This window comes from Xanthomonas sp. WHRI 6106 (assembly GCF_040202405.1).
Classification (GTDB): Bacteria; Pseudomonadota; Gammaproteobacteria; order Xanthomonadales; family Xanthomonadaceae; genus Xanthomonas; species Xanthomonas cannabis.
The window spans coordinates 132,167-146,396 of the sequence record NZ_JBEGFC010000010.1 but is presented as its reverse complement, the minus strand read 5'-3'; the positions used below and the strand labels follow the sequence as shown (position 1 = coordinate 146,396).

General features: G+C 65.8%; 10 protein-coding genes. 7 read left to right on the top strand and 3 right to left on the bottom strand.

The window, feature by feature from the left end:
- Positions 1-179: 179 nt before the first annotated feature.
- A complete protein-coding gene (locus tag ABQZ09_RS15075; protein ID WP_349777275.1) occupies positions 180-1,661 on the top strand; it encodes a glutamate synthase small subunit GltD family protein in 1,482 nt (493 codons plus the stop codon).
- A gap of 351 nt (positions 1,662-2,012) precedes the next feature.
- On the opposite strand, the gene ABQZ09_RS15070 is transcribed toward ABQZ09_RS15075, so the two are convergent.
- Positions 2,013-3,071, bottom strand: a complete 1,059-nt coding sequence (locus ABQZ09_RS15070) for an NAD(P)-dependent alcohol dehydrogenase (protein ID WP_349777274.1) — start codon at positions 3,069-3,071, stop codon at positions 2,013-2,015.
- A gap of 307 nt (positions 3,072-3,378) precedes the next feature.
- On the opposite strand from ABQZ09_RS15070, the gene ABQZ09_RS15065 reads away from it, so the two are divergent.
- From ABQZ09_RS15065 to ABQZ09_RS15050, 4 genes are all read left to right on the top strand, one after another.
- Positions 3,379-4,452 carry a glycoside hydrolase family 5 protein gene (locus ABQZ09_RS15065; RefSeq protein WP_047697039.1) on the top strand — a complete coding sequence of 358 codons (1,074 nt, stop codon included), beginning with the start codon at positions 3,379-3,381 and terminating at the stop codon, positions 4,450-4,452.
- 443 nt (positions 4,453-4,895) lie between these two features.
- Positions 4,896-5,954 (top strand): glycoside hydrolase family 5 protein, encoded by a 1,059-nt coding sequence (locus ABQZ09_RS15060; protein WP_349777273.1) that lies wholly within the window; start codon positions 4,896-4,898, stop codon positions 5,952-5,954.
- A gap of 403 nt (positions 5,955-6,357) precedes the next feature.
- A complete protein-coding gene (locus ABQZ09_RS15055; RefSeq protein ID WP_349777272.1) occupies positions 6,358-7,455 on the top strand; it encodes a glycoside hydrolase family 5 protein in 1,098 nt (365 codons plus the stop codon).
- Between the two features lie 234 nt (positions 7,456-7,689).
- A complete protein-coding gene (locus ABQZ09_RS15050; RefSeq protein ID WP_349777271.1) occupies positions 7,690-8,133 on the top strand; it encodes a PepSY domain-containing protein in 444 nt (147 codons plus the stop codon).
- Positions 8,134-8,415: 282 nt separating this feature from the next.
- Here ABQZ09_RS15050 and ABQZ09_RS15045 read toward each other — a convergent pair whose 3' ends face one another.
- Together ABQZ09_RS15045 and ABQZ09_RS15040 are read right to left on the bottom strand one after the other, a co-directional pair.
- The gene (locus ABQZ09_RS15045) at positions 8,416-10,236 is read right to left on the bottom strand and encodes a M28 family metallopeptidase (protein ID WP_349777270.1); all 1,821 of its coding nucleotides are present in this window, start codon (positions 10,234-10,236) and stop codon (positions 8,416-8,418) included.
- A 55-nt stretch (positions 10,237-10,291) separates the two neighbouring features.
- Positions 10,292-10,948, bottom strand: a complete 657-nt coding sequence (locus tag ABQZ09_RS15040; protein WP_349777269.1) for a DUF4097 family beta strand repeat-containing protein — start codon at positions 10,946-10,948, stop codon at positions 10,292-10,294.
- A gap of 97 nt (positions 10,949-11,045) precedes the next feature.
- Here ABQZ09_RS15040 and ABQZ09_RS15035 point away from each other — a divergent pair, with 97 nt between their 5' ends.
- Both ABQZ09_RS15035 and ABQZ09_RS15030 read left to right on the top strand, forming a co-directional pair.
- Complete coding sequence (locus tag ABQZ09_RS15035; protein ID WP_349777268.1) at positions 11,046-12,344, top strand: murein hydrolase activator EnvC family protein; 1,299 nt, start codon at positions 11,046-11,048, stop codon at positions 12,342-12,344.
- A gap of 321 nt (positions 12,345-12,665) precedes the next feature.
- Complete coding sequence (locus ABQZ09_RS15030; RefSeq protein ID WP_349777267.1) at positions 12,666-14,180, top strand: S41 family peptidase; 1,515 nt, start codon at positions 12,666-12,668, stop codon at positions 14,178-14,180.
- The last annotated feature ends 50 nt before the right edge of the window (positions 14,181-14,230 follow it).

Here is a 14,230-nt window from a genome sequence, read left to right as displayed (position 1 = left end):
CGGGAGAAGGACCGCAGTCGCAATGCTGGCAGCACATCGTCAGAGTCGTCGCAGTGCTCCCCTCTCCCGCTGGCGGGAGAGGGGTTGGGGGTAAGGGCGTGTGCCCGCCAACCCTCATCCGCCCCTTCGGGGCACCTTCTCCCGCACGCGGGAGAAGGGAATCAGCCACGGATTTTCTTATGAGCCGCAAGCAAGCCTTCCAATTCCTCGACCTGCCCCGGACCATGCCTACGCGCATCCCGGTGGAGCTGCGTACCTCCGGCGACTGGGGCGAGTTGTACGGCAAGTTCGACAAGGCCGACGCGCAGTACCAGTCCGGCCGCTGCCTGGACTGCGGCAACCCGTATTGCAGCTGGAAATGCCCGGTGCACAACGCCATCCCGCAGTGGCTGCAGCTGGTGCAGGAAAACCGCATCGAAGAAGCCGCCGCGCTATGCCATTCCACCAACCCGCTGCCGGAAGTGTGCGGACGCGTGTGCCCGCAGGACCGCCTGTGCGAAGGCAGCTGCACGCTGGAGGAATTCGGCGCGGTCACCATCGGCGCGGTGGAAAAGTACATCGTCGATACCGCCTTCAAGATGGGCTGGCGCCCGGACCTGGGCAACGTGCAGCCCAGCGGCCACCGCGTGGCGGTGGTCGGCGCCGGCCCGGCCGGGCTGGCGTGTGCCGACCGGCTGGTGCGTGCCGGCATCGAGGCAGTGGTCTACGACCGCTATGAGCAGATCGGCGGCCTGCTGCAGTTCGGCATCCCCAGCTTCAAGCTGGACAAGTCGGTGATCGGCAAGCGTCGCGACATCCTGGAAGGCATGGGCGTGCAGTTCCGCCTGGGCGTGGAGATCGGCAAGGACGTCAGCATCGAACAGCTGCTGGGCGAATACGACGCGGTATTCCTGGGTACCGGTGCGTACCGCTACACAGACGGCGGCCTGCCCGGGCAGGACTTGAAGAACGTGCTGCCGGCGCTGCCGTTTTTGGTGCAGAACAGCCGCATCGTCAGCGGCAACGACCCGCATGGCAGGCCGATCGCCGGTTGGGAAGACCAGCTCGCCCTGCCCGACCTCAACGGCAAGCGCGTGGTGGTGCTGGGCGGCGGCGACACCGGCATGGACTGCGTGCGCAGCGCCATTCGCCTGGGCGCGGCCAAGGTCACCTGCGCGTACCGCCGCGACGAAGCCAGCATGCCGGGCTCGGCGCGCGAGGTGGCCAACGCGCGCGAAGAAGGCGTGCGCTTCCTGTTCAACCGCCAGCCGCTCTCGATCGAATCCGGCGCCGACGACGAAGCCATCGGCGTGACTGTGGTGGAAACCAAGCTGGGCGAACCCGACGCCAGCGGCCGCCGCAATGCGGTACCGGTGGAAGGCAGCGAATCGCTGCTGGAAGCGGACGTAGTGATCATCGCCTTCGGCTTCTCGCCCACCCTGCCCGACTGGCTGGCATCGCAAGGCGTGGAGGCCGGCAGCAACGGCCGCATCGTCGCCCCATCCGATGGCCATGGCCGCCTGCCCTACCAGACCAGCAACCCGCGCCTGTTCGCCGGCGGCGACTGCGTGCGCGGTGCCGACCTGGTGGTCACTGCCGTGGCCGAAGGCCGCGACGCGGCAGGAAGCATCGTGCAGATGCTCGGAGTGAAAGCGCAGGTCAAGGAGCCGGCAGCGGCCTGAGATTCGGGGCCCGCTCTCAGTTGCTCGTAGCCTGTCTGCTGATCTCGACTGTCGACACCGAGGCTTCTGCGCAGGCCTCAGCGTGTCCGGGAGCGAACAAGTTGCGACTGATGGCGTGCCCCTCTCCATTGCAGAGGGAACAGACTGGCATCGAGTTCGCTGCGGCAGTGCAAGGGCACCGCAAGAATGCCGTCTGCGCATGGCCATGCAGTCGTAGCAGATGGAAAATCCAGGGGCTTCGAGATGCCGGAGCAGTGCGCTGCGTGGCTGCGCTACCCCACTGGCGCAATGCCACCATCTGCGTTGTATTGCAGTGCAGATGGTGGCATCACCCCCTGCCGCAATCGCGAATCAGGCCGCCTTATCCAGCGAGGCCATGTCGATCACGAAGCGGTACTTCACGTCGCCCTTGAGCATGCGCTCGTAGGCCTCGTTGATTTCGTCGGCGCGGATCGTTTCGATGTCCGAGACGATGTTGTGCTTGGCGCAGAAATCCAGCATTTCCTGGGTCTGGCGAATGCCGCCGATCAGCGAGCCGGCCAGGGTGCGGCGCTTCATCACCAGGTTGAACACGCTCGGTGACGGATGCGACTGCTCGGGCACGCCCACCAGCACCATCGCGCCATCACGCTTGAGCGCGTTGAGGAACGGGTCCAGGTTGTGCGGCGCGGCCACGGTGTTGAGGATGAAATCCAGGGTGTTGTACTGCGCGGCCATCTGCGCCTCGTCCTTGGAGATCACGACCTCGCTGGCGCCCAGGCGCAGCGCGTCGGCGCGCTTGCCCTCGGAAGTGGTGAACAGCACCACGGTGGCGCCCATCGCCTTGGCGATCTTCACCGCCATGTGGCCCAGGCCGCCCAGGCCGACCACGCCCACCTTCTGCCCGGGGCCCACCTTCCAGTGCGCCAGCGGCGAATAGGTGGTGATGCCGGCGCACAGCAGCGGTGCCACCGCAGCCAGGTTGTCCGAATGGGAGATGCGCAGCACGTACTTCTGGTCGACCACGATATGGTCGGAGTAACCGCCGTAGGTGTTCTCGCCGCCGCCGAACATCGGGCCGTTATAGGTGCCGGTAAAGCCGGCTTCGCAATATTGCTCTTCGCCCTCCTGGCAGGAGGCGCAGCTGCGGCAGCTGTCGACCATGCAGCCGACGCCGGCCAGGTCACCAACCTTGAAGTCGGTCACGGCATTACCCACCGCAGTCACGCGGCCAACGATCTCGTGACCGGGAACGGACGGGTACAGGGTGTTGTGCCATTCATTGCGTGCAGTGTGCAGGTCCGAGTGACAGACGCCGCAGTAGGCAATGTCGATCTGCACATCATGCGGGCCGGGCGCGCGCCGTTCGAACACGAACGGGGCAAGCGGCTGGTCGGCGGCTTGGGCGGCAAAGGCGTGGGCTTGGCTCATGGAATACTCCGGGACGTTGCGTCACCCACAACAGATGCGGGCGACAGGAAAACAGTGGCGGTAGCTTAAGACAGCGTCCCGTCGCGCTCATGCGACAGTGCGTCTTGTGTGTCCTCTTGCGAACGCTACCGCAGGCGCATCATGCGCTGCGCCGGGTTTTTGCGCGATCAAATCCAGGGAGCACGCGTGAATGGCACGCTAACGTGCAAGCTTCTAGGCTCATCGGGCAGCCGATCGCCCTGCACCATCTCCTGCTGGCCGTGCCCTCCCCCCGCGGCCACCCACGTCGATGCCGAAGGAGGCTTCCATGTTCCGCGCTCCCCCGCTACTCCCATCCTTGCGCAATGCCGCGCTTGCACTGACCTTGCTGGCGGCCCTGCCGCTGGCGCAGGCCAAGGAACCTGGCCGTCCCGGAAAAGAGTCCACCGGCCTGAAATATGTCGGGGTCAATCTGTCCGGTGCCGAGTTCAACTCGCGCAAGAAGCCCGGCACCTTGTTCAAGGACTACACCTATCCGTCCGCGTCGGACTTCAGCTACTTCGCCGGCAAGGGCATGAATACGATGCGCCTGCCCTTTTTGTGGGAGCGCCTGCAGCCCGAGCTCAACGGCAACCTGGATGCGGCGCAGCTCGGACTGATCAAAAAATCGCTCGAAGCCGCCAAGGCCAACAAGCAGTACTTGATTCTGGACCTGCACAACTACGCCAAGTACGGCGGCCAGCGCATCGGCACCAACGAGGTTCCCGCTGCCGCACTGGCCGATCTGTGGCGCCGGCTGGCGCTGGAGTTCAAGGACGACAAGGCGGTGATCTTCGGGCTGATGAACGAGCCCAACGGCATTTCAGCCCCGGACTGGGCCAACGCCGCGCAGGGCGCGATCAACGCGATCCGCAAGACCGGCGCCAAGAATCTGATCCTGGTGCCGGGCACCGCGTACACCGGCGCGCACAGCTGGCGCAGCACCAGCTACGGCGTCTCCAACGCCAAGGCGCTGGAAATCCTCAAGGACCCCGGCAACAACCTGGCCTTCGAAGCGCATCAGTACCTGGACAAGGACTACAGCGGCACCAAGCCGGTGTGCACCAGCGACTCGGTGGGCGAAGAAAAGCTGCGCGGCTTCACCGCGTGGCTGCGCGAGAACAAGCAGAAAGGTTTCCTGGGCGAATTCGGCACGGCCAATAACCCCGTCTGCGACAAGGCACTGGAAGGCATGCTGACCTATATGGAACAGAACAGCGACGTGTGGCTGGGCTGGACCTGGTGGGCTGCCGGCGCGTGGTGGAAGCCGGATTACCCGTTCACCGTGCAGCCGGGCAAGGACGGCAGCGACAAGCCGCAGATGCGCATCCTGAGCAAGTACGCGCGCCGCGCCGGCAAGTAACCGGCCTCGCTTGCACGGGATGGTGGCCGCAGCGCGCAGCTGCGGCCATTTCTTTTGCGCAAACGTTGCACTGCGAGGACCTTGCCGCGATGGCGATGTTCGTGGCTGCGGCAGCGCCACGCCGATCACCTCGACCAGTGCAGGTGACTTTTCCCGCGCCACCACGCAAACACCACAGCGCTCGCTGGCGCCGGATCGATCGCCGCATTGCGCCGCCGTGCGGCGATCAAGGCGCACATCCAAATCCGTGCGATGCATCGACCGGATCGACGCGCCGACAGCCGCGTAACTGCGATTGACTGCACAGCTTCGCAGCCTGATACCTCGCATCCGTAGTTTGCGCAGGCGCATACGCCTACTGTTGTGACGGATGCGTCGTCGTCGCGCACGCGCGTCCAAAACGGCGCGACGCATCGCCCTCTGTCGGTCTCAGGAGTTCCCCCATGCTGTCCCTCACTTCCCACACGCATGCGCTGCGTCGCTGCGTGCTACCCATGCTATTGCTCGCTGCCATGCCGTTTGCGCATGCACAAGGCACGACCGGCCTGAAGTATGCCGGCGTCAATCTCTCCGGCGCGGAAATCAAGTCCTCGCAAAAGCCCGGCGTGCTCAACGTCGATTACCTGTACCCGGCAGCCGGCGATTACAGCTATTTCGCCGGCAAAGGGATGAACACCATTCGCCTGCCCATCCTGTGGGAGCGTCTGCAACCCAAGGCCGGCGGCGAACTGGACCCGGCGCAGCTGGCGTTGCTCCGGCAGGCCGTCGCCAACGCCAAGGCGGCGAAGATGTACCTGATCGTGGATGTGCATAACTACGCCAAGTACTACGGCAACAAGGTCGGCACGCAGAAGGTGCCCATCGCCACGCTGACCGATCTGTGGCGACGCCTGGCCATTGCGTTCAAAAGCGACAACGCGGTGATCTTCGGGCTGATGAACGAGCCCTACGACATCAACCCGCAGTCCTGGGCTGCCGCCGCGCAGGCATCCATCGACACCATCCGCAAGACCGGCGCCAATAACCTGATCCTGGTGCCGGGCGCGCTATGGACCGGCGCGCATAGCTGGTACTCCACAGTGGCCGGCCAATCCAACGCGGTGGCGCTCGCCACTCTCCGTGACCCGCTCAACCGCTATGCGATCGAAGTGCACCAGTACATGGATACGGACTCCAGCGGCACCGTTGGCGGATGCGTCAGCAAGGAGATTGGCGTCAAACGCCTTGAAAGTTTCACCCAGTGGCTGCGGATCAACAAAAAACGCGGTTTTCTCGGCGAATTCGGCACCGGCAACAATGTCACCTGCAATGCCGCGCTGGAAGGCATGTTGAAGTACATGGAAACTAACAACGATGTGTGGACCGGCTGGACCTTCTGGGCTGCGGGCAAATGGTGGAACGGCAAATACCCCTTCAACGTGCACCCGGAAGCGCAGGGACGTGACAAGCCACAGATGTCGATCCTGAGCCCGCATGCCAGGCGGGTGACCAAGACCCCTTAGTCCCACGCAGAGGTGCGAGGTACCGCCGTGATCTGCAGCATCTCGCCTCCACCGTGCGCCAGCCGCATGGCAGCGTCATGGCGCCAGTGCTCCGGCGCCATGCGATCGGCAGCAAGCGCATCCATACGACGTTATCTCGACAATTCGCGCCGCCACCAAAGCGGCGAGGGCGCTCGACTGCCTTGCAAAGGCGGCAGACGTATCAGCGCGCTATCACGCCCAGGCCATTGGAGATCTGTGACTGCGACTCAGTGCACATATTTACTTCACATTTAATTCACATTTACTCAGCTAGGCATTTGGGGCACAGCAGATGCATTGGAAGGGACAGATGCGGCGCACCTCGCGCAGATCGTCCACAGCGGGTCGCACGCATCGCCCCCGCCGTCGAAGGAGTTGTTCCATGTCTGCTGTGCCTCTTGCGCTGCGCAATCTGATCCGTGGCGCGCTGTTGTTCTCCATGCTGTGCATTCTGCCGCTGGCCAACGCGCAAACGCGCGTGCTCACGTATGCCGGCGTCAACCTGTCCGGCGCCGAATTCGCATCATCGAAAAAACCCGGCGTGCTCAACAAGGACTATATGTACGCCGCTGCCAGCGATTACACGTATTTCGCTGGTGTCGGCATGAATACGATCCGCCTGCCCATCCTGTGGGAACGCCTGCAACCCAGCGCGCGCGGCGAGCTGGACCCGGCACAGCTGGCGCTGGTGCAGCAGGCCGTGGCGCGTGCCAAGGCCTCGGGCATGTATCTGGTGATCGATATCCATAACTACGCCAAGTATTACGGTTACAAGATCGGCGGACCGGAAGTTCCGGTGGCCACGTTCACCGATCTGTGGCGGCGCCTGGCGCTGGCATTCAACGGTGACAACGCGGTGATCTTCGGGCTGATGAACGAGCCGAACAATATCTCCGCCAGCGAGTGGGCGGGCGCGGCGCAGGCTGCCATCGATACCATCCGCAGGACCGGCGCCACCAATCTGATCCTGGTGCCCGGCGCGTTGTGGACCGGTGCCCACAGCTGGTATTCGCCAACCAACGATGGGTATTCCAACGCTACCGCACTGGTCTCCATCTACGATCCGCTCAACCGGTATGCGTTCGAAGTGCATCAATACCTGGATATCGATTCCAGCGGCACGTCCAGCGTCTGCGTCAGTTCCACCATCGGCGCCGAGCGCCTGCGCAACTTCACCGAATGGTTGCGCATCAATCGCAAGCGCGGCTTCCTCGGCGAATTCGGCACTGCCAACAACGCGGTCTGCAACGAGGCGCTACGCGGCATGCTCGGGTATATGGAAAGCAATGCGGACGTGTGGCTGGGCTGGACCTGGTGGGCCGCCGGCTCGTGGTGGAACCTGTCGTACGCCTACAACGTGCATCCGAACAAGGACGGCACCGACAAACCGCAGATGACCATCCTCTCGCCGCAGGCGACACGCGCCACGCGCGCACCGGTTGCTGCTGCCCGCGTCCCGGTTGCGGGCAAAACACGCTGACCAGACCAGTGTCATCAAGCCGCCGCAAGGCGGCTTTTTTTGGGAGCGCTGATTGACGGAAACCCGCTCGGCAAATCCGCCGGGCGCGACGATGTAAATCGACAGTGCAGGGCAGGTGAAACAGCCCGCTAAGATGTCAGTTAACTGAACTTCCCGCATGGAAGAGGCCGGGTTTTCACCCTGTCACGATCTGCACGCGGCGAGCATGGCGGCACTTCACAGCAGGAGCCTCTCATGGCACATCGCATGATGACCACCGCACTGATCGGCGCACTGGCGCTCGTTTCGCAAAGCGCCGTCGCACAGGAGGCCGCCAAGCCGGCCAAGGCACTGACCTCTAACGAAGTCACCAGCATGCTGACCGCCAAGGGCTACACCAAGGTGCACGACGTCAAGTTCGAGCACGGTGTCTGGACCGCCGATGCCCGTAGCGGCGACGGCAAGGACGTGGATGTCCACATCGACCCGGTGACCGGCCGTGTCTATGGCGACCAGACCACCTCGCGCCTGAGCGAAGCCGATGTCCGCGCCGCGCTGTCCACCGGCGGCTATGCCGACGTGCACGACCTGAAATTCAAGGACGGCTTGTGGAAGGCCGACGCCAAGCGCAATGGGCAGAAGGTCGAGCTGCACGTCGACCCCGACGATGGGCATGTGGTCAGTGTGGATAACGACTGAGCACTTCAATGTGCATCGACGCGTAGGCGTTTGAGCGGGTAGGGCGGTGCGGTGTTGCAAGGTGCAGCGTGCACGAGGCGACAGCCACGCCGCCTAGCCGCTTTGTTAGCGGCGACTGAGCCGCCAGCCTGCTGACGGTTGCGACGAATGCGTGCGCAGTCGCGGTAAAAAAAGGGCCTCCCGGTTGGGAGGCCCTTTGCGTTGGCGGCACCCACTGGCCATTTGCCGCACGGATACTTGCTGCCATGCGCCGCCGTGGGGCCGGCAGCGCATCCGCAGGGCTCAGCGGGCAGGCGCGGTGTCGTTCGATTTCGCGCCCGGCGTGTTCATGCGGGTGGCGTCCGCGTCGCCATCGGCCTGCTCGGCCGCCGCAGCCGTGCCTGCGGCTGGCTTGCCGGCCATCATGCGGTCGCGGGCGGCCTTGAACGGGTTGCCGGGATACCAGTTGGGCCAACGCTCGCCGGCGGCGACCTCCTTGCCGACGCCGTAGACCGCCTGGAGATCTTCGATGGTGCCGTCGAGTTTCCAGGTGGCTGCGTCGTATTCGTCGCCGGGGGCATGATAGCGGTGGCGTCCGTAGTCCTCGGCCGCGGCACGTCCGGCAGCGGTGCCGCCCTCGCGCAGGTCTTCGCCGCCATCGGCATACAGCGCCGGCACGCCGGCCTTGGCGAAGTTGAAGTGGTCCGAGCGGAAGTACGAGCCGCTTTCCGGGGTGGCTTCGGCGTGCAGGGTGCGGCCCTGCATCGCGGCGATCGGCTTGAGGATGTCTTCCAGCTCCGAGCTGCCCATGCCGACCACGGTGACATCGCGCGCGCGCCCGGCCACCGACATCGCATCCAGGTTGATCACCGCGGCAATCTTGTCCAGCGGGAAGCTCGGGTTGGCCACGTAGTACTTGGAACCGAGCAGACCGGATTCTTCCAGCGTCACCGCCACGAACACCACCGAGCGCGCCGGCTTGGGGTCCTGGTGCGCGAAGGCATCGGCAATTTCCAGGATGCCGGCCACGCCGGTGGCGTTGTCCACCGCGCCGTTGTAGATGTTGTCGCCGCTTTCGCCCGGATGCTTGCCCAGGTGGTCCCAGTGCGCCATGTACAGCACCGCCTCGTCGGCATGGCTGCTGCCGGGCAGCACGCCGACCACGTTGCGCGAGGTCTTCTGCGCGATGGTGCTCTTCAGGTCCACCGACCAGCTGGCCTTCAACGGCACCGGCTTGAAGCCGCGCTTGCTGGCGTCCTTGTAGGCCTGCGCCAGATCCAGACCGGCATTGGCGAACACCTGCTTGGCGATGTCGGCGCTGATCCAGCCCTGCACCGGCAGGCGCGGGTCCGGGTCGTCCTTGGCCGGCAGGTCGTATTGCGGGCCGGACCAGGAATTTTTCACCACGTCCCAGCCGTAGCTGGCACCAGGCGTGTCGTGCACGATCAACGCGGCGGCCGCGCCCTTGCGCGCGGCTTCCTCGAACTTGTAGGTCCAGCGCCCGTAGTAGGTCATGCGCTTGCCGTCGAACAGTTTGGCATCGCCGGTGTGGAAGCCGGGGTCGTTGACGAACATCACCACCGTCTTGCCCTTCCAGTCCTGGCCGGCGTAATCGTTCCACTGCTGCTCGGGCGCATCCACGCCGTAGCCGACGAACACCAGCTCGCTGTTGTCCAGCTTGACCTCCGGCTGGCCGGTGCGCGTGCCGACCACGATGTCGGTGCCGAAGGCGAGGGTGCGGCTCTGCTCGCCGCTACGCAGGCTCGGTGCGGTGGCCGCATCGGCGGTGGTTTCCACCATCGGCACATCCTGGAACCAGCTGTCGCCATTGCCCGGCTGCAGGCCGATGCGCTGCATCTGGTCGCGGATGTAGGTCACGGTCTTTTCTTCGCCGGGCGTGCCCGGGCCGCGGCCTTCGAAGTCGTCCGAGGCCAGCGTCTTGACCAGCTCGGCAAAGTCGCCGGCGGTCAGCTCCGGCGAGAACGCGTGCCGGCTGACCGGTGCGCTGGGTGCGGTGTCCACCGGCGTTTGCGTTGCCGGTGTGGCCGGCGCGTCGGCGGCGTCGCGCTTGCAACCGGCCAGGGCCAGGGTTGCGGCCAGGCACAACAGGATCTTGCGGGGCATCGGAACTTCTCGTGCGACGGAGGTCCGATCTTAGAGCGTGCGCGTGGTGAGCGTGTCAGTCCTTGGGCGCCACGTCCGAATCGAAGCTGCGCGCGGTGGCGCCGGTGACCGCGCCGACCTTGGCGGTGCGATGCACGTACAGGTCGACCTCGCGCTCGAACTCCAGCGGTCCGTCGACCACGGCCTTGGGGCCGATCACCACCCGCGGCTTGCGCGCCGGCTTGAAGGAAAAGCCGAAGTTCGGCTTGGTCACCTTGATGCCGCCGCGTACATGCGAATCCACCCCGACGGTGATGTCGCCGTTGACCGTCTCGATCCCCTTGCCGAGTTCGGTTGCCACCAGGCCGATGCTGCCGTTGACGGTTTCCACACCAGCGCTGATCTGGCTGCCGCGCTCGATGAGGATGCTGCCGTTGACTGTTTCCAGACCGCCGGACACGGTCACTTTCTGGCCCACGGTGATCGAGCCGTTGACTGTTTCCACGCCGCCGGTGCGCGCGTTCTCGCCGATGCGGATGCCGCCGTTGACGGTCTCCACGTCCCTGGTCTGCGCACCGGCGCCCACCTCGATGGAACCGTTGACCGTTTCCAGATCGCCGTAGCTGCGGCCAGGCTCGGCGCTGATCCGGCCATTGACCTTGCTGATGTCCTCGTCGGCCCAGGCGCTCGTGCTGAGCAGGGACAACGCCAGGAGAAGAGATTGGGGCTTCATGCTGAACCTCGCGCGGTGGCGGCTGTCTGGGGCGTGGCGGTGATCACACCATGGGTGGCTACAATCGCGCACCTGCCTGAAGTCACTGGAACTTTCGTTGCCCCCGTTGCCCATCCCGCTGCCGCGCCCATCGCTTGCCCCAGCCATTGGCTGCGCGCGCCATTGGCTGGCAGCCGCACTGGTGGCGTGCACGCTGCTGGGCAGCGGCGCAGTGGCGGCGCAAAGCCAGCGCGAGACCGAGCGCAAGCTGCGACAGCTGCGCGATGAACTCAAGACCATCAGCGCCGATCGGCGCGCGCTGGAAGGCAAGCGCGGCACCGCGGCCCAGCAACTGCGCCAGGCCGACGAAAAGGTGGCAAAGACCGCGCGTGCCCTGAGCGACACCGAAGCGGCAATGCGCGCACAGGAGCAGCGCCTGTCCACGCTGCAGCAGGACCGCGCGCAATTGCAGCGTGGCCTGCAGACGCAGCGTGCCCAGCTGGCGGCGCTGCTGCGCGCAGCCGACCAGGTCGGTCGCAACGCGCCGCTGAAGGTGTTGCTGTCGCAGGACACGGTGGGCGATGCCAACCGCATGCTGGCCGATCACCGCTACGTGCAGAACGCCCGCGCACAGCGCATCCAGGCGCTGGCCACGCAGCTGGATGCCCTGGCCAGGGTGGAGCAGGACATCGCCGCCCGGCGCCAGGCACTGGATGCCGCGCGCGCGCAACAAAAGGCCCAGGCCGCCACCTTGCAGAAGGACCGCTCGCAGCAGGCGGCCACGGTCGCGCAGCTGGACGATCGCTACAAACAGCGCGCCGAACGCGAAAAGGCACTGGGCCAGGACGCCAAATCGCTGGAACAGCTGCTGGCCAACCTGCGCGCGGCTGCCGCCAAGGCCGAGGCCGAACGTCGCGCCGCCGCCAAACGCGCCGCTGCCGACGCCGCCGCGCAGGCCAAGCGTGGCAAATCCGAGCGCCCCGAGCGCCCCGGCAAGACACCGCCCAAGGTCGTCGCCACCGCACCGGCCCCCAAGGTCGGAGGACTGAGCTGGCCGGTGGCGGGCAACCTGCTGGCGCGCTTCAACGCCACTTTGCCCGACGGCCACACCAGCAAGGGCGTGCTGATCGGCGCGCCCAAGGGCACCACGGTGACCGCAGTGGCCGACGGCACCGTGGTGTTTTCCGACTGGATGACCGGCTACGGCATGATCCTGATCGTGGACCACGGCAACGGCTACATGAGCCTGTATGCGCATAACGACACCTTGTTGCGCGACGCCGGCGCAGCGATCAAGCGCGGCGAGGCGGTGGCCAAGGTCGGCAGCTCGGGCGGGCAGGGCGTGCCGGCGCTGTACTTCGAATTGCGGCGCAATGGCCAGCCGGTCGATCCTTCGAGCTGGTTGCAACGGCGGTAGTGCTTGCGCGTGCAGCAGCACGCGACGCACGACGTTAGCCAGGCGTTCGCCGGGACATCGCTTACCGACACATTGCTGTTGCGGGCAACGTGCCTGGCGTGTCGGCTGTCGGCGTGTCGGCAGCATGCAGGTTCGCCACGCCAGTCGGATGGTCTCCACGATGGTGCCGACGTCCTCCGATGCTGCGCTGCCTTGCCCGCTGGCAGCTGTCGAACTGCCGGCGTGGCCGGCACGCGATTCAACGCGGATTTACCGCTGCTTCGCGCATAATCCGGTCAGCTCCGTCGTGCGGGGCGTCTTATTTCTTTGTCGGAGTGCTTCATGCGCGTAGCCGTCCTGTCCGTTGCCTTGTCGCTGGCCTTGTTCGCGTCGCCTGGTTGGGCGCAGACCGCCCGTCCCGCCGCCGCTGCCCAGGCCACTGCGGACGACCCGGAAGCCAATGAAGCCGCCGTCTCCAAGGTGCCGCTGGACGAGATCCGCCGCTTTGTGGCGGTGTACAACGCGGTCAAGCAGGCCTACGTGGACCCGGTCGAAGACAAGAAGCTGATGCACGCCGCCGTGCGTGGCCTGCTGTCGGATCTCGACCCGCACAGCACCTACTTCGACAAGGAAGACGCCGAGGCCTTCGACGAGCAGGCCAGCGGCGCCTACGACGGCATCGGCGTGGAGCTGCTGCAGCAGCAGGACAACACGCTCAAGGTGATCGCACCGATCGATGACACCCCGGCCGCGCGTGCGGGCATCCGTGCCGGCGATGTCATCGTGGCCATCGACGGCAAGCCGATCGATGCCAGCAAGGCCATGGAGCCGCTGCGCGGCGAATCCGGCAGCAAGGTCACCCTGACCATCGTGCGCGACAAGGCGCCCAAGCCCTTCGACGTGACCCTGCAGCGCCAGACCATCCGTGTGGCCAGCGTGCGCAGCAAGCTGCTGGAGCCGGGCTATGGCTACATCCGCATCAGCACCTTCCAGGCCGATACGGGTGCCGATTTCCAGAAGAACCTCAAGCAACTGCAGGCCGGCGGCAAGTTGCGCGGCCTGGTGCTGGACCTGCGCAGCAATCCAGGCGGCCTGCTGACCTCGGCGGTGCAGGTGGCCGACGACCTGCTCGACAAGGGCAACATCGTCAGCACGCGCGGGCGCATCTCCATCAGCGATGCCAAGTTCGACGCCACCCCGGGCGATCTGCTCGGCGGCGCACCCGTGGTGGTGCTGGTGGACGCCGGCTCGGCCAGCGCCTCGGAAGTGTTGGCCGGCGCGCTGCGCGACAACCAGCGCGCGCGCATCATCGGCAGCCGCACCTTCGGCAAGGGCTCGGTGCAGACCGTGCTGCCGCTGGATAACGGCGATTCGGTCAAGCTCACCACCGCGCGCTATTACACGCCCAGCGGCAAGTCGATCCAGGCCAGCGGCATCGTGCCGGAAGTGCTCCTGACCCCCGAACCGCAGCCGGGCGACGCCGATGTGCCGGCCAGCCTGACCGACTACAGCGAAGCCACCTTGCCCGGCCATTTGCGTGGCGACGACGAGGGCGAAGAAGGCTACAGCGCCGGCGATGTGTTGCCGGGCGACGGCCCGATCACCGCGGCGCTGGCCGAACTCAAGCAGCCCGGTTCGGCGGCCAAGGCGCAAGCGGCCCGCAAGGCCAAGGCCCAGGCCGCCCAGAAGGCCAAGGCAGCGACCAAGCCCGCCTCCGAGGCAAAACCGGCAGCGCCGCGCCCGGCGGCGACCGACAAGGCCAAGCCGGCAGAACCCGCCGAGAAAGCCAAGCCCGCTCCCTCCGCAGACCCGGTACCGCCGGCAGACACGCCGGCTCCGGCCAAACCGGCCAAGTAAGCGGCGAGCTGGTGCAAGCGCAGGTCGGCCGATGCCCGCCTGCGCTTGGA